Here is a 23,545-nt window from a genome sequence, read left to right as displayed (position 1 = left end):
CGCCGGCTACGAGCGGATCCGCCGGCGTCCACCGCGGCCGGTTGCGGCCACCCCGATCGCGGCGAGGACGACGGCGAACCCGCCCAGCCCTCCGGCGACCGTGGCGACAGACGCGAGAGCCCCGACGAGCAGCGGGCCGCCTCCGTCTCCCAGCTCGCGTCCGACCTCGGCCGACCCCATCGTCTGGCCCAGCCGCTCGGGACGTGACCCGGCGGCGAGGTCGGCGAAGGCGACCGGTGTGATCGTCCCGACGCCCAGCCCGACCGCGACCGCAGCCAGGATCAGACCGCCGAGGCCGGGCACCGTCGCGGCGATGACGAACCCGGCCACGGTCAGCGCGAACCCCGCAGCCATCGCCTGCCGCGAGCTCAGCCGGCCGCGGTCGTGCGCCCGGCCTGCCCGCGGCTGAACCAGCGTGGAGGCCAGCGCCAGGCAGGCCACGACCGCACCGGTGGCGACCGGGGACAGCCCGCTGCGCACCCCGATCACCGGGAAGAAGCCCACGCCGACGGACAAGGCGGCTGTCGTCGCCGCGAGTGCCGACGTCGGCCGCAGGAAACCTGGCTCGAGCAGTCTGCGTCCGAGGTCGGCCAGTGTCTGCCGGCGCCGCGGCAACGGGTCGACCACCGGAACCGTGACGGCGATCCAGATCGCCACGGCGGCCGCCACCGCGCCGAGAGTGGCGAACAGCGCCGCCAGCCCGCCGAAGGTGATGATCACGCCGCCCAGCAACGGCCCGGCGGTGTACCCGAGGCCTTTCCATGCGCCGTAGGACCCGAAGACCCGGCCCCGTCTCGTCGGGCCGACCAGCCTTCCGACCATCGCTCCGGCCGCCGGGGAGAAGGCCGACGCGGCCGCCCCCTGGCCGAGACGCACCAGGGCCAGCGCCACGATCGAACCGGAAGCCGGGCTCACCAGGTCGACCACGGTGAACGCGCCGGAGACCAGCGCGAACACCGCGAGGCCGCCGAGCAGAACCGGGCGTGGTCCCCACCGGTCCGCCAGCGACCCGAACACGGGCTTCAGCAACACCTCTGCGATGTCGTAGACGGCGAGGGCGACGCCGAGCGCGAACAACGACACCTGCGCCGTCCCGAACTGCGTGCCGAGGCTCGCGGCGACCGCATGCGCCCCGAACGCGGTGACGAAACCCGCGCTGTACAGCGGTGCCAGCACGCGGAACGCGGTCACTTCGGCGGTCGGCGCGACGCCCGGTGCCGCCCGTTGCGGGTCGGATGCAGGTACGTCGTTCATCGGGTTCCTGGTCTCCTCGTCCGGCCGAATGCGGCGATCTCGCGGATCAGATCTGGTGGAGGGCGGCGAAGACCTGCTCGGTGTACTCCTCCAGCCGCTCCGCGCAGTGCTTGAGCTGCTGGTCGGCCTCGGAGCTGTTCGGCGCGCCGAAGACGTCCCGCGTGCGGATGTCGCGGTGCCAACGGCGGAGCCGCTCGAGGCTTTGTTCCTCTTCCTCCAGCTCGGCCAAGGTGAACTTGCGGGTGCGGATCTCCTTGTCGATCTCGGCGTCGAACTTCGTGCAGTCGGCCAGGAACTCCACCCACTCGGCTGTCCGATCAGCGGTGAACAACGCCACCAGACGGGCCCGGTCCTGCTCCGTGCGACCCGCCCCCAGGACGGCGACCGCCTCCCCGTCGCCTCGCTCCGCCATGTCCCGCACCCGATCGACAGCCGCGTTCATCGTCTGGACGTCCGGCAGGGCCCAGCACCCCTGGCCGATCGACAGAGCACCCACCCGCCGCAGCTCGCGCCAGATGGCGACGCGGTGCCGTGACGGCTGCGCAGGCACGCGAACCGACAACACCAGCCACTGGCACTCCGCCGTCGTCACGTCCAGGAATGTAGCAGCTGTTACACCGAAGGAAGTGCTGCCGGCGGCTGTCCCTGCAGCCTGCAGCAGGTGCGCCGGGTCGAGGTGGGGCGCACCCGACCTCGTTTCCGGAGGGGCTCTGCATGCCGTTCGCCGCCGCAGGACGCGATCGTTCGAATGCGCCGGATTCGGTCGGTACGAAGGAGAGCAGGGACATGAGCAGCAGGACTCGGTCGACGCGGTCTCGGACAGCCAGGTCGCTGGTGGCGGTGGCAGCCGGGGCGGCGGTCGCGGCGAGCGTCGCATTCGTGGCCACGACGCCGGCGGCCGCCGCCTCCGGTGAGCCAGAGCCGGTCGTAGCGACAGTGGAGATCGAGCCCGAGGACTCCTCGCTGGTGCGGACGGAGGACGGCGTCGTGCGTGGCACGGTGACCGACTCCTACCGCTCGTTCCAGGGCATCCCGTATGCGGCAGCGCCGGTGGGCGAGCGCCGCTGGGGATCTCCGCAGCGGCCGGAGCCGTGGCCGGGGGTCCGGGAGGCGACCGCCCCGGCGAGCCCGTGCGCGCAGGCGGGCGACTTCATCGGTGACGTGCCGAGCACCCAGGAGGACTGCCTCTACCTCAACGTGACGACGCCCCGCGACGCCACCGCCGACGTGAAGCCGAAACCGGTGATGGTCTGGATCCACGGTGGCGGGTTCACGTGGGGCTCCGGTGGGATCTACGGGGCGGAGCGGCTGGCCGCGCAGGGTGACGTCGTGGTGGTGACGTTCAACTACCGCCTCGGCGTGTTCGGCTTCATGGCCCACCCGGCGCTGGACTCCGGGCCTGCGGAGCACCTGTCGGGCAACCTCGGGATCGAGGACCAGCAGGCGGTGCTGCAATGGGTGCGCGACAACGCGGCCGCGTTCGGCGGCGACCCGAACAACGTCACGATCTTCGGCGAGTCCGCGGGCGGCATGAGTGGCTGTGCGCACCTGAGCGCTCCGGGGTCGGCCGGGCTGTTCGAGCGGGTGATCATCCAGAGTGGACCGTGCACGCTGCGCTGGCAGTTCCCGGACACGTGGCGGGCGAAGCCGCGGGCTCAGGCCGAGGCACAGGGCACCGAGCTGGCCACCGCGGCGGGGTGCGCGGATCCGGCGACCGCCGCCGAGTGCCTGCGGTCGAAGACGACCGAGGAACTGCTGGCGGCCGACGGTGGTCAGCACGGTTTCGGGCCCAGCTACGGCGGCGGTGTGATCCCCGAGGACCCCGCCCGGCAGCTGGCAGCGGGAGAGACGGCAGAGGTTCCGGTGATGCACGGCATCACGCGCGACGAGCACGTGACGTTCCAGGCGGGCATCGACACGATGATGGGGCCGGTGGCTCCGGCGGACTATCCGGCGGTGCTCGGGCAGTACCTCGGCGTCGACGCTGCCACTGCCGACCGCGTGGCGCGCGAGTACCCGCTCTCCGACTTCGCGGGCTCGACGAGCTGGGCGACGGCGAGCGTGCTGACCGACTGGGGATGGGGATGCCCGGCCACCGACGTCAACCGGCAGCTGTCCCGGGAGAACCCGACCTTCGCGTACGAGTTCAGCGACCGGACGGCCCCGTGGTTCGCCGGGCCGGACCTTCCGGCCTACCCCACCGGCGCCTTCCATGCCGGCGAGCTGCAGTACCTGTTCTCCGGCGCCTACGCGCGCGCCGAGCTCTCACCGGAGCAGCAACTGCTGTCCGACCGGATGATCGGCTACTGGACGCAGTTCGCCCGCACCGGTGACCCGAACGGCAACGGTCTTCCGGAGTGGCCGCACTACGACGAGGGCGGTCACGTGCAGTCACTCGCGGCCGGACCCGAGGGTGTGGGCGGCGTGGACATGGACCGCGAGCACCGCTGCGGCTTCTGGCGTTCCGTCTCCTGACCGTTCGAATCCCCGCCACGCCCGCGACCTCGCCATCGTCGAGGCCGCGGGCGTTTCGGCGCGCGGCACATCGCGGCCGGCCCGCCCCGTCGTCGACTTTGGCCTCCGCTTGACCACCCCATGAAGGGATGGCTATAAAAAGAGCCCATCTGAATGCTGAATGTGGTGTGTTCATTCGACATCCGCGCAGCGTGCCGATCTGCCGCAGGCCGGCTTCTACCGGTCGTTCGTCCCACCGGGTCCATTGATCTTTCCCGTCCGGGAGCACTACTCGGTAGCCACGCTCTCAGGAACGGAAGCAACGGCATGGATCTTTCCGATCGGACACTGGCCGAGGTACCACGCCTCACGGTTCGCGACGTCAGGATCGCGACGTGGATCTGCTTCTTTGCGTGGACCTTCGCCGTCTACGATTTCGTGCTCTTCGGCAATCTGCTGCCCAAACTCGCCGCTGACCTGGGCTGGACCTCGGCGGAGTCGACCGGCATCAACACCTGGGTGACGGCCGGAACCGCACTCGTCGCCTTCGCCGCCGGCCCACTCGTGGACCGGGTCGGACGCCGCCGCGGCATCGTCATCGCTGTCGTCGGCGCCGCCGTCGCGTCGGCCCTGACCGCACTGGCCGGATGGGTCATCGGCGTCGTCGGCGGGGTCGGGGTGGTGCTCCTGATCGTCGTCCGGTCCCTCGCCGGTCTCGGCTACGCGGAACAGGCCATCAACGCGACCTACCTCAACGAACTGTTCGCGAACGTGTACCGCGACGACCCCGCCATGGTCCGGCGGCGTGGGCTCATCTACTCGCTCGTGCAGTCCGGGTGGCCGGTGGGTTCGGTCCTGGCGGCGGTGTCGATCTACCTGCTGTTCCCGCTCGGTGGCTGGTCGCTCTGCTTCATCGTCGCCGTGTTCCCTGCGGTGTTCATGCTGTGGGCCGCCCGCTACCTCAAGGAGAGCCCGCAGTTCGCCGCCCGCCACCGCGCGGAGACGCTGCTCAAGCAGGGGCGTACCGACGACGCGCACCAAGTCGCCGGGCGCGCGGGCGTCGACCTGACCGACCGCTCGGCGCCACTGGCCTCCGCGTTCAAGGGCGAGTCGCTGCGGTCGACCGTCGTGATCGGCACGGCGTTCCTGCTGAACTGGCTCGGTGTCCTCGTGTTCGCCATCCTGGGCACCTCGCTGCTGACGGCCCCGGACGGCAAGAACATCGCCTTCACCAACGCACTCGCGATCCTGATCGTCTCCAATGCCACCGCCTTCGCCGGCTATCTGTTCCACGGCTGGCTCGGCGACCGCATCGGACGGCGCAACGCGATCGCGATCGGCTGGGTCTTCTCGGCGCTGTCCTTCGGGGCCATGCTCCTGGGGCCGTCCGGGAACTTCGGCCTGATCATCGGCCTCTACAGCGCCGGCCTGTTCTTCCTGATCGGGCCGTACTCGGCATTGCTCTTCTTCAACGGCGAGAGTTTCCCGGTCCACACCCGGGCGACCGGCGGCTCGATCATCAACGCCGCAGGTCAGATCGGCGCCATCATCGGCGGGCTGCTCGTCACCTACTCGTTGAGCAGGGGCGCAGGCTGGACGACAGCCGCGTTGCTCTGGGGATGCCTGCCGATCCTCGTCTCGGGTCTGCTGATCCTCGGAGCGCGCAACGTGGACCCCCGCAGAGCGAGGCTCGACTGACCAACGTCCTAGCCGCGCTGCCGGCGTAGCCGCCCCGGCGGTATGCCGTACCGGTCCCGAAAGACCCGGCTGAAATACGCCGGGCTCGCAAAACCCCAGCGTCGCGCCACCACGGCCACCGGCTCGGACCCGAAGAGCAGGTCGTCGTGGCTGCGGGCAAGCCGTCGGTGCCGGATGTAGCTGCCGAGGCTCATGCCCAGCCCGTCGACCGACGAGTAGAGAGTGCGTACCGACACCCCGTGTGCGGTGGCGATCATGTTCGGGCACAACTTCGTGTCGTCGAGGTTGGCGTCGATGTAGTCGAGAACTCGCTCCCGTAGTTGCAGGGCGGGCCAGCGGGCGCGTTCCGGGCCGTCGCCGCCCTGTAGCCGGTTGAGCGGTCGGAGAAGCTCGGTGACGAGCAACGCCGACGCCTCGCGGGCCCCGTCGGCCATCGTGGGCAACTGATCGTTCAGTACCGACAGCACCTGTATGAGCGACCGGGTAGGCGCATGGTCGCGAGGCAGCGTCTGAACGAACGACCGGCGGTAGCTCGGCAGTGCGGTAGCGGCGAGCGAGCGCGGCACGATCAGGGTGGTCTTGGTCAGCGGCTCCAGGATCTCGTAGTCGCCGGTGGCTGCGCCGTCCCAGATCATCGCGTCACCCGGCGCGAGTATCACCCGTTCATCGTCCAACTCGACGGCCTGGCGCCCGGATTCGATGAAGTGCAGCCCGATCACATCACGCGTGTTGGCCGTCACCTGCCGGCGGGTGCGCCGCCCGCGGTGCGGGAACACCGACGTGCGCAGCAGCGACATAGCGCCCAGCCGGTTCTCCTGCACATCCGCGGCAAATTCCTGATTCGGGCCGCTGACCATGTCGACGGCGAAAGCCAGATGTGTAGCGGACAGAAGCTCGCACCATGCCCCGAAACGGTCTCGCAGTGGAATCTCGGACATGCTCCACCGCCGCTCTTGGTCCACGACCTCAACGCTACTGACCGACCGGCGCCCGCACGGTGGGCCGTCGAGTACGCCGGACTGCACGGGGAGACAAGAAGCATGCAGTCACGGACAACTCCGGACGCTTCTATGGCCATAGCGTCGACTCCCGGTGCAGCTCCTGCAGAAGAATTCACAGGGAGGCCGACAGAAGGTCCATTCGACCCGACGAAGGAACGAGTGGCGAGACTGCGAGAGGTGATCACCGGTAACGTCGTTCGACGAACAGAGGGCTGCCGATGCACATCGCGGTTGTCGGGGCAGGACTGGGTGGACTGGCCGCGGCGGTGGCCGTACACCGGGCAGGACACGAGGTCACGGTCCTCGAACGGGCACCCGAACTGCGCGAGGCGGGCGCCGGGGTCGCGATCCTGCCCAACGGGTTGCTGGCCCTGGACTCGCTCGGCGTCGGCGCGCGTCCGCGGGCAAATCCCGACTTGCACGAGGGTGGCGGCTTCGCCCTGCGCGACCGTCATGGACACACCCTGCTCGCTCCCGAGCCGGCGGCCGTGGTCCGCCCGACCGGCTCACCGTTCGTGGCCGTGCGCCGACCATGGCTGCACGGTCTGCTGGCCGGCGCACTCCCTGCGGGCTCCATCCGGACCGGTTCGGAAGTCACCGGAGTGCGGGAAACGGACGTTCACGTCGAATTGGACGGGGTCCCGGACGTGCAGGCGGACGCCGTCGTGATCGCCGACGGTGCCGGCAGCCGGCTCCGCCGGGCACTGTTTCCCACCCATCCCGGCCTCGCCGGCTCCGGGGAGAAGGCGGCGCGGGCGATCGCCCCTGTCGCTCCCGTGGCCGCGGCGCTGGTCGTCGGCGAGCTGCTGGACGATCGCACCGGCGACCGCTTCGGCTGCCTGCCCATGGTCGAGGGCGTCTACTGGTACTCGCTGTGGCGGGCGAGCGCGGACAGCGCGGCGGCCGGTCCCGAGCAGCGCCATCGCTGGCTGCTCGATCGGCGCGCCGACTGGCACCCGTCGGTCGCCGCTCTGATCGAAGCCACCCCTCCCACCGGCGTCCACGTGGTCGAGACGGCCCAGCTCGTCCGGCCGCTGCCCACGCTCGTGGTCGGGCGGGTGGCGCTGCTGGGCGACGCGGCGCACGCGATGACTCCCGACCTCGGGCAGGGCGCCTGCCTGGCGTTCGAGGACGCCGTGGCGCTCGGAAAGGTCCTCGTCGACGCGGATCCGGCCTATGTGCCCGCCGCGCTGCAGATCTACTCCGCCCGCCGGCTGCCCCGCACCTCCCAGCAGCAGTGGGCGGCACGCCGGATGAACCGGATGCTGCGGCTCACCGGTGGCCAGGCACGGGTGCGCAACACCGCGCTCCGGTGCGTCCCGCGGTCACTCGCCACGGACGATCTGGCCGCCCAGTTCCCGTTCGACGAGGACGTGCCCTGACCTCGTCACGTAGCGGGGCCGACCCGCGACATGGACACATCTCGCGGAACGCGGAGCGTGTCGAACAGCGACACGTGTCCATGTCGCGGCTGCCGGGGGTCTAGGCAGGCGTCGCGCGGGCCGTCTCCCGCAGCACGTACTTCTGGATCTTGCCGGTGGAGGTCTTCGGCAGTTCGCCGAAGACCACGCGCTTCGGCGCCTTGAACCGGGCCAGACGACCCTTCACGTGATCGATGATCTCCGCCTCGGTCACCGACGCGCCCTCGTGCACGGTGACGTAGGCGACCGGGACCTCGCCCCACTTCTCGTCCGGCGCGGCGACCACCGCCACCTCCAGCACCGCGGGATGCTCGAAGATGGCCTGCTCCACCTCCACCGAGGCGATGTTCTCCCCGCCCGAGATGATCACGTCCTTGCTCCGGTCCCGCAGCTCCACGTACCCGTCCGCATGCAGCACACCGAGGTCACCGGTGCGGAACCACCCGTCCGGCACGGCCGCGGCCGTCGCCTCCGGGTCGTTCAGATAACCGAGCATCACGTTGTTGCCGCGCAACGCGATCTCCCCGATCGTCGTCCCGTCCGCCGGGACGTCCGTGCCGTCCGCGGCCACCACCCGAGCGCGGCACGAGATCATGTTCCCCACACCCTGGCGTGCCTTCAGCCGGGCCTGCTCGTGGGCGTCGAGGGCGTTCCACTCCGGTCGCCAGTCGCAGATCATCACCGGCCCGAACGTCTCCGTCAGTCCATAGAGGTGCGTCACGTCGAACCCCAGGTCCCCCATCCGCCGCAGGATCGCCGGGCTCGGCGGCGCCCCGCCGGTCGCCACCCGCACGGGTGGCCCGGACAGCGGGGCGGCCTCCGGTGCGTAGGCGATCATCGAGAGCACCGTGGGGGCGCCGTTGAGGTGCGTCACCCCCTCCTCCCGGATCAGCCGCCACACCTGCGCCGGCTCCACCTTGGGCAGGCAGACGTGCGTGGCACCCGCCGCCGTGACCGCCCACGGGAAGCACCAGCCGTTGCAGTGGAACATCGGCAACGTCCACAGGTGCACCGCCGACGGCGAGAGGCCGGTGTGCGCCACCATCGCCAACGCCTGCAGGTACGCCCCGCGGTGGTGGTACATCACCCCCTTCGGCCGCCCCGTCGTGCCGGACGTGTAGTTGATCGACAGCAGCGCCCGCTCCTCGGACGGGGTCAGCGCCAGTGGAGCAGCGGCGGCCAGGAGCTCCTCGTACTGCTCACCGGCGCGCACCACCTGCGGCGGCACCGCCATCCGGCTCAGCACGTCGATGACCAGCGCGTCGAACGCCGGGTCGTGGACGAGCACCGCGGCCTGCGAGTGCTCCAGGATGTAGGCCACCTCGCCCGCGGACAGCCGGGTGTTCACGGCCACCAGTGGCACCCCCGCCCACGGCACGCCGAAGTTGGCCTCCAGCAACACGTGGGTGTTCGGCGCCAGCACGGCGACCGGCCGGCCACCGGCGAGCGGCGCCAGCGCACCTGCCAGGCGCCGGCACCGATCGTGCAGCTCCGCGTACGTCCAGCGCTGCCCGCCGTCGACCACGGCGATGCGGTCACCGTGCGCGGCGGCCGCACGGTCCAGGTAGGACACCGGCGTCAAGGGCTCGAAGGAGAGCGCCTCGAGATCGGTTCCCATCACCCGGCCTCCTCGCGCGGGCGCTTGGCGCCCCAGCGTTCCCAGTGCACGACGTCCTCGACGGGGAGCCGCTTCGGCTCCGCCCAGCGACCTTGTGTCGGGTACCCCATCGGCACCAGCGCCATCGTCAGGGCGTCCTCGGGCAGGCCGAGCATCTCCCGCAGCTCCTCCTCGTGGCCGCCGTAGAGCGTGGTCAGCGACGTGCCGAGGCCGTGGGCCCTGGCGGCGAGGCACAGCTGCTGCACCGCCCCGTAGATCGACGACCCGATGCGCGGGTTCGTGACGTCCGCCGCCCCGCGCAGCACCGGGAACACCCAGACCGGGGCCTCCGCGATGTGGTGGGCGAGGTGCTCGGCGCCGAGGAACCCGCGCTTGGAGAGCCCCCGCGATCCGGGCGGGGCGTTGAGGATGTCCTCGCGCCTGCTGCCGTACGCGGCGTCCCAGTTCTCCCGGTACCAGGCCGCGACCCGCTCCTTCACCTCCGGGTCCGTCACGACGACCCATCCCCAGCCCTGCTGGTTGCCACCCGACGGGCCGCGGATGGCGGCATTGAGCACCGACCACAGGACGTCGTCCGGGATCGGGTCCGGAGCGAGATACCGGCGTGACGGCGTCGAGTGCAGCGCCTCCATGAGCGGAAGGGACTCCGGCGTCATGCATGACCTCCAGTCGTGCAGCAGTGACAAGACGAGTGGACCACGACGGGAGAGTCCCCGCGCCGAGTGCTCCTCACCCGACCTCGGCCGGGGTCGCGAGCGGGGACCGCACCGGCCGGTGACCGGCGACGATCACCCCGTGGGCAACGAGGTCCGCCGACTCCGCGGGGTCGTCGGCGAGCACGAGCGCGCTCTGCACCCCGATGTCGAGAAGGATCTTCGCCGCGAGAGCGGCCGCGTACCGATCGCCCGTCCCGCATCCGCGCACCGCCTGCACGCGCCCGACTCCGGACAGCGCTCGCCTGCGCAGGTAGACGAGCACGCCCCGCTCCGCGCGGTCGATCGCCGCGAGCGCTGCTGCGAGATCGGATGCGCAGCCGCACCGCAGCGAACCCATCACGTCCCCGGTGAGGCATTCGCGGTGCACCCGCACGAGCACCGGGCCGGGGCCGGCCGGCTCGCCACGGACGAGTGCCAGGTGCTCACCGCCGTCGGCATCGCCGTATCCGACTGCCGTGAACAGCCCGTGCACGGTCGGGAGCGTCGTCGACGGCCCGCGGTGGACCGGCCGCCGCTCCGCACGCCAGGCGACGACGTCGGACACGCGCACGACGGCCAGCCCGTGCTGCTCCGCGAGCGCGCCGAGGTTCCCGCATCCGGCGACACCACCGTCCGCGTCGACGGCGGTCGCGAGCGCCGCGGCGGGGGCGAGCCCGGCCGCCAGGCACAGGTCGACCGCGGCCTCGGCCGGGCGCGGCCGCTCGAGGACACCGCCGTCGCGTGCCCGGAGCGGAAGGACGTGGCCCGGCCGCGCGAGGTCACCGGCAGCCGTCGCCGGGTCGGCGAGCGCACGCACCGTCGCGGCCCGGTCGCGCGCGGAGATCCCCGTGCTGACCCCGCAGCGGAGATCGACCGACACGGCGAACGCCGCGCCGTCGGGCCGCGAGCTTCCGGCCGTTGCGATCGGCGGGATCCGGAGCTCGTCCAGGCGCGCTCCTGTCATGGCGACGCAGACGATGCCCGTGCTCTCCCGCACGAGCAGCGACATGAGCGTGGTGTCGGTGTGCTCCGCCGCGACGACGAGTGCCCCCGACCCACCGGCCGCGGAACCCGCCACGTCGTCGATCAGCAGCACCGGGCGCCCGGCGGCGAGGCTGCGGGTTGCGGCCTCGACGCCGGTCGGGGGTGTCACGCGCCCTCCGCAGGCTGTGGCCCGGAGAGCACGCCGTGACGGCGGGCGGAGACGAGCTCGGCGAACCGCACCACCTCGTCGGCGACGGTGTGCAGCTGCTCCACCACCCGAGGCTCGGCGCACACACCATCGGCGAACCTGGTCTGCAGGGAGTTGACCGCCGCACCGTAGGGAGTGACCCAGCCCCGCAGCGCATGCACGATGGCCCGCAGCGCGCTCAGCGTCGTCACCGACGCCTGCCAGCCGTACGCCGTGACGACGAGGCCCACCGAGCGGTCGGCCAGGTAGGGCAGGGCGTCGTCCCGCATCTCCTCGGTGTAGTCGAGGGCGTTCTTCACCAGTCCCGATATCGAGCCGTGGTAGCCCGGCGAGGCGACGATGACCCCGTCGGCCCGCCGCAGGTGCGCCACGAGGTCGCGGGCGACCGGCCCCCCGTCACCCGTCTCGGGGGCGTACATCGGGAGCGCGGCCAGCTCGCTCCCGCCGAACACGCGGGTGCTCGCGCCCTGCGCCGCGGCCCGCGCCACGGCGATCCGCAGCGCCTGCTCGCTCGACGATCCGGTCCGCACCGTGCCGCCGAGCCCGACGACGTGCAGAGGTCGGGTCATGGAGCACCGTTTCCGACATACGCCGTGATCGCGGCGAGCGTGTCGTCGAGGTACTCGAGCAGCATCCCGTGGCCGCCGCGGGGCAACACCTGCAGCGTGGCGTTCGGCATCAGCTCGGCGATCTCCACCGACTGTGACACCGGCGTCAGCACGTCCTCCGCGCCCGCCAGCACGAGGGTCGGGGTCTGCGCCGAGGGCAGGTCCGGCCGGGAGTCGTAGCGGCGCAGCCCGGCGGCCTGGGCCTCGAAGCCCGCGAGCGTCGTCGGATAGGGGTCCTTGCGCGCGAGCTCGGCCTGGGCGGCGGCCACGGTGTGGTCGGACAGCAGCCGCGGCGTGAACGCCCACGGCATCGAGTGCATCCCGATCGCCACGGGGTCGACGCCTGCCCGGCGCAGCGCGAGTCCGGCGTCGAGCCAGCCGTCCTGGATCGCGGTGTAGGACGGGAACGCGTTGAGCAGCACGGCCTTGGAAAGCACCCGCGCGTGCCGGATCAGCATCGACTGGAGCACGGACCCGCCGAGCGACCAGCCGACGGCCGCCACCGGCCCGCGACCGAGGTGGTCCACGAGCGCGGCGGTGTCGTCGGCCAGGTCGTCGACGGCGTACGGACCGGGCGGTACCTCGCTGCGGCCGGTCCCCCGGTTGTCCACCGTGATCACGGTGTAGCCCTCGCGGAGCCGCGGGACGGCAGCGGCCCACGCGAGGGAGCTCGATCCGAGGCCTGCGATGAGCAGCAACGGCGGCCCGTCGCCCTCGACCTCGTAGTACAGGGACACACCGTTGACGGTGGTGCTCGGCATGATGCTCAGCTCCCTCCCACGAGCGTCGACGCGCTCGCTCTCGCACCGACGCGCTGCCTGCTCACCTCGGGCGTCCAGTGGTCCGGCTCGTCGGCCCACAGATCACGCAGCTGCGGGATCACCTTGGTGCCGAACAGGTGTGTGTTCTCGGCCGCCGTCTCCTCGTCCAGGTCGCCCATGTGCAGCGAGGCGATCAGCTGCCCCACCCGCAGTTCGGTGGCGAGCTCCCGGACGCGCTGCGCGACCCGGTCCGGGGTGCCGGCGATGATGTAACCCTTCTCGTCGTACTCCCAGAAGCTCATCTCACCGCGGGTCGCCCGGCGCCGGTCCTCGACCGCCTCGGGCGTGGCCGTCCTGGCGAGGAGACCGGCCAGGGACGCCGCGGAGGTGTATCCGGGCGGAGTGGCGAACCGCGGTCCGGGATCGCGCACCCGCTGGAAGTACCTGACGGCCTCGTAGTAGCGGCGCTCGGCCTCCGCATCGGAATCGGCCACGCAGATCAGTTGCGTGAACGCCATGCGGTGCGGATTCAGGTCGCCGTCGTGCGCCGCCACATAATCCCAGTAACCGTCGACAAGTGGTTTTGCGGCACGCAGCCCGGAGAAAGAGAGGTGACCGTAACAGTAGTTTTCCCGGGTCACCAGCTCCCAGGTTTCGACGCTGTTCGATCCCGGCACCCACACCGCGGGTCGCTCCTGCACCGGGCGCGGCCACAGGTTGACGTAGCGCAGCTGCGTGAACTTCCCGTTGAACGCGAACGGCTCGCGCTCCCGCCATGCCCGCAGCACCAACTCGCGTGCCTCGTGGAAGCGCTCGCGCAGCTCCACGGGGGCCCGGGCGTATGCGAAGGCCGAGTCCATCGGGGTGCCGAAGACGAAGCCCGCGATCACCCGGCCGTCGGAGAGGCAGTCCAGGTAGGCGAGCTCCTCCGCCACTCGGATCGGGGGGTTGTACAGCGCCAGCGAGTCGCCGATCACGAGGATCGCCGCGTTCTCCGTGGAGCTCGCCACGCTCGCTGCCAGCAGGTTCGGTGACGGAGTCATGGCGAAGGGCGTCTGGTGGTGCTCGTTGACGGCCAGCCCGTCGAACCCGTCACGGTCGGCCTGCTGCATCAGCCGGATGAACATCCGGTAGTTCTCCCCCACCCGCCGGGGGTCGGCGAGATCGACGGGAGCGTCCACCCACGTTCCGGCGCCAGGTGCCGGGAAGGCAGCGGGAAGGCCGTCGTACGTGACCTCCGCAAACCAATGGAACTTCACTGACACACCATCCTCGGCCTCGCGCCGGCTCCGACCCGGGGCCATGATGAGCCTCGCCCCGAAATCCGGACAATGGAGATCGGCACACTTGTCCGCGATGCGCGATGGACAGCCTCACACATGCCCGTGAAAGCCGTTCGTTATCAGATCGTTATCTGAAGAGCCTGCGTGAGATCGTTGCTTTCCCGGCTTCCGAGCCTTTAGCGTCTGTGTCCGTCACCACAGCGTCCGTACCACCGGAACGTCCGGTGAACGATCTGGAGAACCGTTACCGGCCAACCGCCGGATGCGCAGTGTTCCCACCGAAAGAACGCACGACGACTTCATCGAGGAGGTACGCCCGTGCTCAAGTTCTTCCTCCTGCGCGTACTGACGACACTGCCGGTACTGGTCCTCGTGACATTCGTCGTCTTCGGGCTCGTCCTGCTGATCCCGGGCGACCCCGCAGTGACGATCGCCGGCCCCGACGCCACTGTCGCGCAGGTCGCCGCCGTGCGGACACGGCTCGGCCTCGACCGCCCGATGGTGGTGCAGTACTGGGACTGGGTCACCGGCGCGATGTCCGGCGACCTCGGCACATCGCTGTTCACCAGCCGTCCGGTCGCGACGTCGATCGGCGACGGGCTGCCGGTCACGATCGCGTTGGCGTCGACGGCGCTGCTGATCTCGCTCATCATCGCCGTGCCGACCGCGATCCTCTCGGCCCTGCACCGTGGGACCTGGCTCGACCGCGTCGCAACGGTCGGCTCGTCGCTGGGCATCGCCCTGCCGTCGTTCTGGCTCGGCCTGATGTTCGTGCTGGTCTTCAGCCTCACGCTCGGCTGGCTGCCGGCCACCGGGTACGTACCGATCTCCGAGGACCCCGCCGCGTGGCTGTCGCACATCCTGCTGCCCGCGCTGACCCTCGGGATCGCGGCCGCCGCCGAGAGCGCCCGTCAGCTGCGGGGCTCGATCATCGGCGTGCTGCAGCAGGACTACGTGCGCACCGCTCGTGCGAAGGGCCTGCGCGCCAGGATGGTGATCGGCAAACACGTCATGAAGAACGCCGGCGTCCCCCTCGTCACCGTGCTCGGCCTGCAGATCACCGCGATGCTCGGCGGCGCTGTGCTCGTCGAGCAGATCTTCGGGGTGCCCGGCCTCGGCCAGGTGGCGATCAACGCGGTCACGACGAGGGACATCCCGGTGATCCAGGGGATCGTGCTGGTCGCCGTGCTGGTCGCCATGGTCTCCAACCTCCTCGTCGACCTCACGTACGGCTACCTGAACCCGAAGGTGCGGCCCCGATGACCCAGCGCGAGCCATCCCCCGCAGTCCCCTCCGTCCCCGAGGTGACCGTCGCCCCCGCAGCACCCGCCGCGTCCGCGATGCCGGCGGGGACGCCGACCGCCGCTGTGCACGGAGGCGGCGCCTGGGCCGACTTCCGGCGCAGGGTCGGCAAGAACCGCGGCGCCGTCATCGCGCTGTGCGTCCTGGCGTTCCTCCTGCTCGTGGCCTTCATCGGCCCGTACATCACCCCGGCCGACCCCAACGCGCAGAACCTGCGTGCGGTGCTGCTCGACCCGTTCTCCCCCGGCCATCTCCTGGGCACCGACCAGCTCGGGCGCGACATCCTCAGCAGGCTCATCGTCGGCACGAGGGTGTCGCTGCTGGCGATCGGACTGGCGCTCGTCGTCGCGATGGTGGTGGGCGTTCCGCTCGGCTTCCTCGCCGGCTATCTGGGCGGCCGATTCGACGGTCTCGTGATGCGGCTGAACGACGCCGCGATGAGCTTCCCCCCACTGCTGCTGGCGATCGCGCTGGTCGCGGTGCTCGGTCCCAGCCTGCGCAACGCGATGTTCGCGGTCGGGATCCTCATGGCGCCGCGGTTCCTGCGCCTCGTGCGCGGCGTGGTGATCGGCCTCAAGGAGGAGACGTTCGTCGAGGCCTCCCGCAGCATCGGCACGCCCACCCACATGATCATCCTGCGGCACATCCTGCCCAACACGCTCTCCCCGCTCACGGTCGCGATCGCCGTGACCGCGGGCTACGCGATGCTCTCCGAGGCGGGCCTGTCCTTCCTCGGCCTCGGCGTCCAGCCGCCCGACGCCAGCTGGGGCTCGATGATCCGCGAAGGCTTCCTCTACTTCGGACGCTCGCCGTGGCTGGGGATCTTTCCCGGTGTGCTCATCGCGCTGACCGTCTTCACCTTCGTCACCCTCGGCGACGGCCTGCGCGACGCGCTGGGCCGGGAGGAGCGCACCGAGTCATGACCGGCGCTGCAGAACAAGTACCCGTGGGCCAGACCCTGCTGCGCGAGCAGGAGAACACCCTGGAGGTCGAGGACCTGGTCGTCGAGGTGCTCACGGAGCACGGCTGGGCCACGGTCGTCGACGGCGTGACGTTCGGCGTGGCCCGCGGGGAGACGCTCGGCATCGTCGGCGAGTCGGGCTCGGGCAAGAGCGTGACGTGCCTGGCCGTCGCCGGTCTGATGCCCCCGCGGCAGACCAGGGTGCGCGCCACGACGCTGCGCGTGCTCGACCACGACCTGACCGCGCTCACCTCGCGCGAGATGGACGACGTCCGGGGCCCGAACATCGCGATGATCTTCCAGGAGCCGATGACGAGCCTCAACCCGGCGTTCACCGTCGGCGACCAGATCGCCGAGGTCCTGCGCCGGCACGAGGGGCTGTCGCGCAAGGAGTCGAAGTCCCGCGCGATCGCTCTGCTCGAACGTGTCGGGGTGCCCAACCCGGCGCGCCGGTTCGGGCAGTACCCCTTCGAGTTCTCCGGCGGCATGCGCCAGCGCGTCATGATCGCCATCGCGCTGGCGTGCAGCCCGGACGTGATCATCGCCGACGAACCGACGACCGCGCTCGACGTCACCGTGCAGGCACAGATCCTCGAGCTGCTGAAGGAGCTGCAGCGCGAGCACGGGATGTCGGTCATCTTCATCACCCACGACCTGGGTGTCGTCGCCGACGTCTGCGACCGGGTGCTCGTGATGTACGCCGGGCAGATCGTGGAGTCCGCGCCGCTCGACGACATCTTCGAGCACCCCACACACCCGTACGCGGAGGGGCTGCTCGCCGCGATGCCGCGGATGGACGACCCGTTCGCGGCGCTGTCCAGCATCCCGGGCCAGCCTCCGCGCGTCGGCGCCATGCCCGAGGGCTGCCGCTTCCACCCGCGCTGCGCCTACGCGCAGGACCGCTGCCGGACGGGCGCTCCGCCGCCACTCGAGCTACCCGTCCCGACGCACGCCACCCGGTGCCTGCGGCACCCCGAGCTCACCCTGCGAGGCACGACGTGAGTGCGGATCCGGCTCCCCTCCTCGACGTCCAGGACCTCCAGGTCACGTTCTCCCCGCGCAAGAAGCTGTTCCGTGAGCGGGTCTCGGTCCGGGCGGTCGACGGGGTGAGCTTCCAGCTGCACGACGGCGAGACGCTCGGCCTGGTCGGTGAGTCCGGCTGCGGCAAGTCGACCACGGCACGCGGGCTGCTGCGCCTGGTCGAGCCGTCGGCAGGCTCGGTGCGGTTGGCGGGCCGCGAGCTCGTCGGGCTGCCGGCGAAAGAGCTGAGGACCGCGCGCCGCGACATCCAGATGGTGTTCCAGGACCCCTACTCCTCGCTCGACCCCTCGATGCTCGTGCGGGAGTCGATCGGCGAACCGATCGACGTGCACCTGCGGCTGGGCCGGGCCGAGCGGACCGAGCGGGTGGCCGAGCTGCTGCGCCGCGTCGGGCTCTCGCCCGACTACATGCTCCGCTACCCGCACGAGTTCTCCGGTGGCCAGCGCCAGCGGCTCACCATCGCCCGCGCCATCGCGGCCGACCCGCGAATCCTCGTGCTGGACGAGGCCGTCAGCGCGCTGGACGTGTCCACGCAGAACCAGGTGATCGGGCTGCTCGAGGAGCTGTCCGCCGAGATCGGGCTGACCTACCTGTTCATCGCACACGACCTGTCGGTGGTGCGCCACATCTCCGACCGCGTCGCCGTGATGTACCTCGGCCGGATCGTCGAGCACGGCGACGCGGCCCGGGTGTTCGACGCGCCCGCTCACCCCTACACGCAGGCGCTGCTCTCCGCGGTGCCGGTGCCGTCGCCGAAGGTCCAGCGCGCCCGCGAACGCATCGTGCTGGCCGGTGACCCACCCGACCCGTCGAACGTCCCACCGGGCTGCCGGTTCCACACCCGCTGCCCCTACGTCATGGAGGTCTGTCGCACCGTGGACCCACTGCTGTCCCCCGCCCTCGGCTCCGGCGAGGTCGCCTGCCACCTGCACACCGAAGGTCCCCGCCTGGGCGGTGCGTCGGTGCGCACGATGCGGTCGGCCCGTCAGGCTCAGGTGCCGGCATGAGGTCCGCGCGGTGGCAGGGCATCGGCTCGATCGGCCTGATCGAGGAGCAGGCGCCGGTACCAGGCCCACTCGACGTCGTGCTCGACATCGGCGCGTGCGGCATCTGCGGCTCCGACGTGCACGCCTTCGCCGAGGGCGCCTGGATCGCCGAGGGCTCCGCGATGGGACACGAGTTCGCCGGCACCGTCATCGCCGCCGGTGCCGGCATCCGTGACCTGGCCGTCGGGCACCGGGTCGCGGTCAACCCGATGGGCCCCTGCGGCACGTGCGCGCAGTGCGCCGCAGGCCGCACCAACCTCTGCGCCGACCCGCACCGCAGCGCCCGCGGCGGGCTCGGCGACCAGGTACTCGTCCCGCACGCCGAGATGGACGGCCGGCTGTTCCGCATGCCGGAGGGGATGTCCTTCGAGGAGGGAGCGTTCCTCGAACCGCTGTCAGTGGCCGTGCGCGCGGTCCGGTCGGCCGCGCCCGACCTCGACGCACCGATCGTCGTGGCCGGGCTCGGCTCGATCGGCCAGTGCGTGCTGCGCGTACTGCAGGCAGCGGGCGCCCGCGACGTGCTCGGGATCGACGTCTCCCCTGCCCGGCTGGAGGTCGCCGCCGCCACCGGCGCGGCCGTGTTCGACTCCCGCTCCGCGGACGCACACGAGCACATCCTCGACCGCTGGGGCACGTCGAACTCGCCGTACCAGCCCGGCAGCGGCAACGTGCAGACGTTCTTCGAGTGCTCCGGGGCCTTGCCGGTTCTCGCGCTCGCCACGGCCGTCACGCGCGCCGGCGGCACGGTCGCGGTGGCGGGGCTGACCAGCACCACACCGCCGGTCGACGTCAACACCGTCGTGCAGAAGGAACTGCGGCTGCTCGGCAGCTTCGCCTACACGCCGGTCGACTCCACCGAGGCGTTCCGGCTCCTCTCCGAGGGCCACGTCCAGGTCGCACCACTGGTGTCACACCGCGTGCCGCTCTCCCGTGTCGCCGAGGCGTTCGCCACCCAGCACGCCGTGGACGGCTCGGTGAAGGTCGTCGTCGTCCCCGACTGAGCCGCCCCCACGTTCATCCGCACATACCGAAAGGGAGACACCCATGGGCAACGCGCTCGAGGGCAAGGTCGCCGTCATCACCGGCGGGGCGAGCGGCATCGGCCAGGCCACCGCCGTCCGCTTCGCCGAGGAGGGCGCCGACATCGTCATCGGCGACCTGGCATCGGCCGACGAGACGCTGCGGCTGGTGGAGAAAGCGGGCAGGCGCGGTATCCAGCTCCGGACCGACACCACGAGCTCGGATGACTGCGATGCGCTCGTCGCGGCGGCGGTCTCCGAGTTCGGCAAGGTCGACGTGGGCGTCGCATCCGCCGGGATCGCCACCGCCGCCGGCCCGAGCAACGTGCAGACCCGCGCGGCGGGCGAGCGGGCGACGCACGTGGTGAACATCGCGACCGAGACCTTCCAGCGCGTGCTCGACGTCAACGTCGTCGGGGTGATGCAGACGGATCGGGCCCTGGCACGGCAGATGCTCGAGCAGGGCACCGGGGGATCGATCGTCAACATCGCCTCCAGCGCCGCGCGTATCCCGCTCGCGGGCGCGGCGCCGTACTGCGTGTCCAAGGCGGGCGTCTGGATGCTCACCAAGGTCATGGGCCTCGAACTGGCCGCCACCGGGGTGCGCGTCAACGCCGTCGGGCCCGGCTACACCGCCACGCCGATGATCGCCGGGATCGAGGACAACCGGCCCGCTTACGAGATGGCCATGAGCATCACGCCGATGAACCGGCTCGGCAGGCCAGAGGAGATCGCGGCCACCTGCCTGTTCCTCGCCTCGGCCGAGTCGTCGTTCATGACCGGGCAGCTCCTGCACCCGGCCGGCGGCCAGTTCACCGGCTGAGGCCGGCATCTTCGCCGCGCAGCCGCCGTTCCCCGAGGGCCACCACCCGGCCTACGCACCGGTGTTCCGGGGAGTGGGCGTCACCGCCGGCTGACCCGGTACCACCCCCCACGTTCCTGATCGCCCGGGCACGCCGGGCCTTCGACGACCTGACGCCGCGCCCTGCCGGCGGGTGGCCCACAAGCACCCGCCCCGCTCGAGCGCCTGACACTCGGCCGCGATCCGCGGCCGATCCCGCTCCGACCGGAGGACGGCCATGGGAATCACTGCTCCCGCTCCAGCACTACGCCTGCTCTCGGGCAGACGCGGGCTGATGCTCGTCACCATTCTCTTCGTCAACTTCGTCGTCTGGCTCGACAGCGCGAAGTTCAGCCTGCTGAACCCGTTCTGGTCGGCCGACCTGCACCTCACCCCCGTGCAGATCTCCAGCGTCACGGCGAGCTACCTGCTCGGCTACTTCCCCCTCCTGCTGCTCGCAGGTGTCCTGGCCGACCGCATCGGTGCCAAGCAGATGCTCATCATCTGCGTCATCGGTGTCACCGTGCTCTCGGCGACGATGGCGTTCGTCCACACCTACGGCGAGATGTGGTGGCGCAACTTCGTCTTCGGCATCTTCTTCGGCTTCCTGTGGGCGCCCTCGCAGCGTCTGCTGTCGGTGTGGTTCCCCGGTGCGCTCGGGGCCAGGGCGACGTCGACATGGATGAGCTCCACCCTGATCGCCGGTGTGATCGCGCCGGCGATCGCCCTTCCCCTGGCCAACCACCTCTCCTGGCGGGACGCGTTCCTCATCGTCGCCGCTCTCGGTGTGCCCGCGCTGGTCCTGCTGTTCGTCTTCACCGCCAACAAGCCGGAGAAGATGCGCGGCATCAGCCCGGACGAGGTGCTGCAGATCCGCGCCGAGCACCACGGAGCGGAGGTCCGCGAGAAGCTGACGTTCCGCGAGCTGGCGGCGGCGCTGAAGAACCGCAGCGTGCTCACGATGGTCATCGCGACCGGTCTGGCCACCACGCCGACGTGGCTGTCCGGTCCGTGGCTGCCCTACGGGTTGATCACCCTCGAGGGCGTCAACCCCGACACCATCGCGTGGGTCAGCCCGTTCATCGCGCTCATCCCGGTGCTGTTCGGACTGATCAACGGCACCCTCGTGGCCCGCTTCTTCGGCGGCAGGACCCGCCCGTGGCTCGCTCTCGGACCGGCCTGCGGCGCGATCGGGTTCATCCTCGGCGTCGTACTGCACGACTCGAGCTGGGTGGTCTGGGGCCTGTTCATCGGAGCGTTCGCGTTCCTGTGCGACCCGATGTTCTGGGGCACGGTGAACAGCTACTGGGCGGGCATCGCCCGGCCGGAGGTCACGGGCACCCTCAACGGCGCGGCGGCGGCGTTGCAGGTCGCGGTGGGCTGGTTCATCACCGACCTCAGCGGCAACTGGGTGGACACCTCCGCCACCGGCAGGGCCCAGCTCGACACCATCTGGATCGTCGGCGCCGTCCTGTTCGCCGTCGCGATCGTGCCCGTGCTGCTGTCGCGGGAGGTCCGCGTCCACCAAGCGGTGGCGGCAGCGCCGCCCAGCGGCCCGTCACACGTGCGGACGCCGGAGGTCGCCCCGTGAACCCGGCGTCTCACGGCGCCCACCCGGCCTGCGGCCCACCCACCCACTAGGAGGTTCGACGTGCGCGGTACACCACCGACGTTGCACACCGCACGCGCCCGCTGGCTCATCAGCCTGCTCGCGGTGGTCGCCCTGGCCCTCGCGGGCTGCGGCGGCGGCTCCGGCCAGAGATCCGCCGGCAGCGGCGAGATCGACCCGAACGGCACGTTCCGCTACGTGTTTGTGCAGAACCCCTCGACGTTCGACCCGCACAAGTCCGCGAACCCGTGGGACATGATCTTCTTCCGGCTGGTCTACGACCAGCTGATCATGGAGCAGGAGAACGGCGACCTGGGCCCCCAGCTCGCCACCTCCTGGGAGTTCGTCGACAACGAGACGGCGCTCGTGCTGCACCTGCGCGACGACGTCACCTTCATCGACGGCACGAAGTTCGACGCCGCGGCCGTCAAGGCCAACATCGAGCGGGCCATGACCCTCGACGGCAGCACCCAGAAGGGCGCGCTGGCCCGCGTGGCGGGCGTCGACGTCGTCGACCAGTTCACCGCGCGCGTCAACCTCAGCGGTCCGGGCGGGAACCTCCCGGCCCTGTTCAGCGGCACCACGGGCACGATGATCAGCCCGGCGGCCTTCACCAAACCCGACCTCGACCAGAACCCGGTCGGCTCGGGCATGGCGAAGCTCGTGGAGTACGTCCCCGGGCAGATCACGCGCTACGACCGCAACCCCGACTACTGGGACCCGGAGGCGGCGAAGGCCGCGCACTACGAGATCTACGTGCAGACGTCCGCCACGACACGGATGAACATGCTGCAGACCGGGCAGGCCGAGCTCACCTATCTCGACCCGTCGCAGGCCGAGCAGGCCGCCGCAGCCGGGCTCAACACCGCGCCGTCGAAGAGCCTCTCGATCATGTCGATGTACATGAACACCGGGAAGCCGCCCTTCGACGACCTCCGGGTCCGCCAGGCCATGCAGCACGCCATCGACCGCCGCGCGATCGTGGACGGCGTCTTCTTCGGGATCGGCGAACCCGTGGCGCAGTACATGCCGCCGAACTACTGGGCCTATGACCCTGCCGTGTCGCCCGACGGCCCGGACAACAACTACGACCCTGCCGCGGCGCGGCGGCTGCTGGCCGAGGCCGGATATCCGAACGGTGTCGACTTCGAGATGCTGGTGCCCAGCCTCGACGACCACCGCGCCGTGGCGGAGGCACTGGTCCCGATGCTGGCCGAGGTCGGCCTGCGCGCCTCCACACGGGTCGTCGAGTCGCCCACCACCGCCAACACCTTCTACGGCCGCCAGGAGGGCAACGCCTTCCCGGGCATGGGCGCGCCGTTCCAGGACCCGACGACCGTCTACCAGGCGAGCCTGCCGGGCCAGTACGCGAACCCGTGGAACACCTCCACGCCGGAGTTCCAGCAGGCATGGATGGATGCACTGTCCGGATCGGACAGACAGGCCCGGCTGCCTGCGATGCACCGGATGATCGAAGAGGAGAAGAAGATCCTCAAGAGCTTCCCGCTGCACGCGCACTTCCCACCCAGCGCGTGGACCGACACGGCCGTCTTCCCGGAGGGCTACCAGCCCGCCTACGCGCCCACGTTCCGCGGCGTCGGGGTCACCGGGTAGCCGCCGTGACGCATGGAGCACTGCACACAGCATGACGGGCAGGGGTGGACAGCGTTCCGTTGTCCACCCCGCCCCCGCTCACCAGACTCGGGAGCAGCGCACGCTCCGCCGCACCCACCTCTTCCAG

Annotated in this window: 20 protein-coding genes; 11 read left to right on the top strand and 9 right to left on the bottom strand. The window is 70.9% G+C overall.

All coding sequences use genetic code 11. The features are described from left to right. Positions 1-6: 6 nt before the first annotated feature. Positions 7-1,254, bottom strand: coding sequence for an MFS transporter (locus ACQPZQ_RS20120; protein ID WP_433298090.1), 1,248 nt, complete (start codon positions 1,252-1,254; stop codon positions 7-9). Between the two features lie 46 nt (positions 1,255-1,300). Continuing rightward, positions 1,301-1,846: a Chromate resistance protein ChrB gene (locus tag ACQPZQ_RS20115; protein WP_433298088.1), complete on the bottom strand. Its 546-nt coding sequence runs from the start codon at positions 1,844-1,846 to the stop codon at positions 1,301-1,303. Between the two features lie 194 nt (positions 1,847-2,040). Between ACQPZQ_RS20115 and ACQPZQ_RS20110 the strand changes: the two genes are divergently transcribed. Both ACQPZQ_RS20110 and ACQPZQ_RS20105 read left to right on the top strand, forming a co-directional pair. Continuing rightward, positions 2,041-3,729 (top strand): carboxylesterase/lipase family protein, encoded by a 1,689-nt coding sequence (locus ACQPZQ_RS20110; protein ID WP_433298086.1) that lies wholly within the window; start codon positions 2,041-2,043, stop codon positions 3,727-3,729. A gap of 306 nt (positions 3,730-4,035) precedes the next feature. Continuing rightward, the gene (locus ACQPZQ_RS20105; RefSeq protein ID WP_433298084.1) at positions 4,036-5,406 is read left to right on the top strand and encodes an MFS transporter; all 1,371 of its coding nucleotides are present in this window, start codon (positions 4,036-4,038) and stop codon (positions 5,404-5,406) included. 8 nt (positions 5,407-5,414) lie between these two features. Here ACQPZQ_RS20105 and ACQPZQ_RS20100 read toward each other — a convergent pair whose 3' ends face one another. Beyond that, on the bottom strand, positions 5,415-6,344 hold the full coding sequence (locus ACQPZQ_RS20100) for a helix-turn-helix domain-containing protein (protein WP_433298082.1): 930 nt from the start codon (positions 6,342-6,344) through the stop codon (positions 5,415-5,417). 281 nt (positions 6,345-6,625) lie between these two features. Here ACQPZQ_RS20100 and ACQPZQ_RS20095 point away from each other — a divergent pair, with 281 nt between their 5' ends. Beyond that, entirely contained in the window at positions 6,626-7,789 is a 1,164-nt protein-coding gene (locus tag ACQPZQ_RS20095) for an FAD-dependent oxidoreductase (protein WP_433298080.1), read from the top strand. Positions 7,790-7,889: 100 nt separating this feature from the next. On the opposite strand, the gene ACQPZQ_RS20090 is transcribed toward ACQPZQ_RS20095, so the two are convergent. The 6 genes from ACQPZQ_RS20090 to ACQPZQ_RS20065 form a co-directional block, all read right to left on the bottom strand. Next, positions 7,890-9,446: an AMP-binding protein gene (locus ACQPZQ_RS20090; RefSeq protein ID WP_433298078.1), complete on the bottom strand. Its 1,557-nt coding sequence runs from the start codon at positions 9,444-9,446 to the stop codon at positions 7,890-7,892. After that, complete coding sequence (locus ACQPZQ_RS20085; RefSeq protein ID WP_433298076.1) at positions 9,446-10,102, bottom strand: nitroreductase family protein; 657 nt, start codon at positions 10,100-10,102, stop codon at positions 9,446-9,448. The genes ACQPZQ_RS20090 and ACQPZQ_RS20085 overlap by 1 nt, the downstream gene beginning before the upstream one ends. Positions 10,103-10,175: 73 nt before the next feature. Continuing rightward, positions 10,176-11,294 (bottom strand): 3,4-dihydroxy-2-butanone-4-phosphate synthase, encoded by a 1,119-nt coding sequence (locus ACQPZQ_RS20080; protein ID WP_433298074.1) that lies wholly within the window; start codon positions 11,292-11,294, stop codon positions 10,176-10,178. Beyond that, the gene (locus ACQPZQ_RS20075) at positions 11,291-11,902 is read right to left on the bottom strand and encodes an NADPH-dependent FMN reductase (protein ID WP_433298072.1); all 612 of its coding nucleotides are present in this window, start codon (positions 11,900-11,902) and stop codon (positions 11,291-11,293) included. Before ACQPZQ_RS20075 ends, ACQPZQ_RS20080 begins: the two co-directional genes overlap by 4 nt. Next, positions 11,899-12,702 carry an alpha/beta fold hydrolase gene (locus tag ACQPZQ_RS20070; protein ID WP_433298069.1) on the bottom strand — a complete coding sequence of 268 codons (804 nt, stop codon included), beginning with the start codon at positions 12,700-12,702 and terminating at the stop codon, positions 11,899-11,901. Before ACQPZQ_RS20070 ends, ACQPZQ_RS20075 begins: the two co-directional genes overlap by 4 nt. 5 nt (positions 12,703-12,707) lie before the next feature. After that, the gene (locus ACQPZQ_RS20065; protein ID WP_433298067.1) at positions 12,708-13,961 is read right to left on the bottom strand and encodes an LLM class flavin-dependent oxidoreductase; all 1,254 of its coding nucleotides are present in this window, start codon (positions 13,959-13,961) and stop codon (positions 12,708-12,710) included. A 342-nt stretch (positions 13,962-14,303) separates the two neighbouring features. Here ACQPZQ_RS20065 and ACQPZQ_RS20060 point away from each other — a divergent pair, with 342 nt between their 5' ends. From ACQPZQ_RS20060 to ACQPZQ_RS20025, 8 genes are all read left to right on the top strand, one after another. Continuing rightward, positions 14,304-15,248 (top strand): ABC transporter permease, encoded by a 945-nt coding sequence (locus ACQPZQ_RS20060; RefSeq protein ID WP_433298064.1) that lies wholly within the window; start codon positions 14,304-14,306, stop codon positions 15,246-15,248. Next, positions 15,245-16,210: an ABC transporter permease gene (locus ACQPZQ_RS20055; RefSeq protein ID WP_433298062.1), complete on the top strand. Its 966-nt coding sequence runs from the start codon at positions 15,245-15,247 to the stop codon at positions 16,208-16,210. Before ACQPZQ_RS20060 ends, ACQPZQ_RS20055 begins: the two co-directional genes overlap by 4 nt. Next, positions 16,207-17,250 carry an ABC transporter ATP-binding protein gene (locus ACQPZQ_RS20050; protein WP_433298060.1) on the top strand — a complete coding sequence of 348 codons (1,044 nt, stop codon included), beginning with the start codon at positions 16,207-16,209 and terminating at the stop codon, positions 17,248-17,250. Before ACQPZQ_RS20055 ends, ACQPZQ_RS20050 begins: the two co-directional genes overlap by 4 nt. Beyond that, positions 17,247-18,296 (top strand): ABC transporter ATP-binding protein, encoded by a 1,050-nt coding sequence (locus ACQPZQ_RS20045; protein ID WP_433298058.1) that lies wholly within the window; start codon positions 17,247-17,249, stop codon positions 18,294-18,296. The genes ACQPZQ_RS20050 and ACQPZQ_RS20045 overlap by 4 nt, the downstream gene beginning before the upstream one ends. After that, positions 18,293-19,336, top strand: coding sequence for a zinc-dependent alcohol dehydrogenase (locus tag ACQPZQ_RS20040; protein WP_433298055.1), 1,044 nt, complete (start codon positions 18,293-18,295; stop codon positions 19,334-19,336). Before ACQPZQ_RS20045 ends, ACQPZQ_RS20040 begins: the two co-directional genes overlap by 4 nt. A 43-nt stretch (positions 19,337-19,379) precedes the next feature. Continuing rightward, on the top strand, positions 19,380-20,177 hold the full coding sequence (locus tag ACQPZQ_RS20035; protein WP_433298052.1) for an SDR family NAD(P)-dependent oxidoreductase: 798 nt from the start codon (positions 19,380-19,382) through the stop codon (positions 20,175-20,177). Between the two features lie 256 nt (positions 20,178-20,433). Continuing rightward, entirely contained in the window at positions 20,434-21,786 is a 1,353-nt protein-coding gene (locus ACQPZQ_RS20030) for an MFS transporter (RefSeq protein ID WP_433298050.1), read from the top strand. Between the two features lie 60 nt (positions 21,787-21,846). Then, positions 21,847-23,418, top strand: a complete 1,572-nt coding sequence (locus ACQPZQ_RS20025) for an ABC transporter substrate-binding protein (RefSeq protein ID WP_433298048.1) — start codon at positions 21,847-21,849, stop codon at positions 23,416-23,418. The last annotated feature ends 127 nt before the right edge of the window (positions 23,419-23,545 follow it).

The organism is Pseudonocardia sp. CA-142604, assembly GCF_050948475.1.
GTDB classification, from domain to species: Bacteria; Actinomycetota; Actinomycetes; order Mycobacteriales; family Pseudonocardiaceae; genus Pseudonocardia; species Pseudonocardia alaniniphila.
Note: the sequence above shows the minus strand (reverse complement) of the source record. Positions and strands in the feature narration are given on the sequence as shown.

What these genes read in the sequence shown, in the direction of transcription:
- ACQPZQ_RS20120 (WP_433298090.1), bottom strand. Translation starts at nt 1,254, where the DNA reads ATGAACGACGTACCTGCATCCGACCCGCAACGGGCGGCACCGGGCGTC.
- ACQPZQ_RS20110 (WP_433298086.1), top strand. Translation starts at nt 2,041, where the DNA reads ATGAGCAGCAGGACTCGGTCGACGCGGTCTCGGACAGCCAGGTCGCTG.
- ACQPZQ_RS20105 (WP_433298084.1), top strand. Translation starts at nt 4,036, where the DNA reads ATGGATCTTTCCGATCGGACACTGGCCGAGGTACCACGCCTCACGGTT.
- ACQPZQ_RS20100 (WP_433298082.1), bottom strand. Translation starts at nt 6,344, where the DNA reads ATGTCCGAGATTCCACTGCGAGACCGTTTCGGGGCATGGTGCGAGCTT.
- ACQPZQ_RS20095 (WP_433298080.1), top strand. Translation starts at nt 6,626, where the DNA reads ATGCACATCGCGGTTGTCGGGGCAGGACTGGGTGGACTGGCCGCGGCG.
- ACQPZQ_RS20090 (WP_433298078.1), bottom strand. Translation starts at nt 9,446, where the DNA reads ATGGGAACCGATCTCGAGGCGCTCTCCTTCGAGCCCTTGACGCCGGTG.
- ACQPZQ_RS20085 (WP_433298076.1), bottom strand. Translation starts at nt 10,102, where the DNA reads ATGACGCCGGAGTCCCTTCCGCTCATGGAGGCGCTGCACTCGACGCCG.
- ACQPZQ_RS20075 (WP_433298072.1), bottom strand. Translation starts at nt 11,902, where the DNA reads ATGACCCGACCTCTGCACGTCGTCGGGCTCGGCGGCACGGTGCGGACC.
- ACQPZQ_RS20070 (WP_433298069.1), bottom strand. Translation starts at nt 12,702, where the DNA reads ATGCCGAGCACCACCGTCAACGGTGTGTCCCTGTACTACGAGGTCGAG.
- ACQPZQ_RS20055 (WP_433298062.1), top strand. Translation starts at nt 15,245, where the DNA reads ATGACCCAGCGCGAGCCATCCCCCGCAGTCCCCTCCGTCCCCGAGGTG.
- ACQPZQ_RS20050 (WP_433298060.1), top strand. Translation starts at nt 16,207, where the DNA reads ATGACCGGCGCTGCAGAACAAGTACCCGTGGGCCAGACCCTGCTGCGC.
- ACQPZQ_RS20040 (WP_433298055.1), top strand. Translation starts at nt 18,293, where the DNA reads ATGAGGTCCGCGCGGTGGCAGGGCATCGGCTCGATCGGCCTGATCGAG.
- ACQPZQ_RS20035 (WP_433298052.1), top strand. Translation starts at nt 19,380, where the DNA reads ATGGGCAACGCGCTCGAGGGCAAGGTCGCCGTCATCACCGGCGGGGCG.
- ACQPZQ_RS20030 (WP_433298050.1), top strand. Translation starts at nt 20,434, where the DNA reads ATGGGAATCACTGCTCCCGCTCCAGCACTACGCCTGCTCTCGGGCAGA.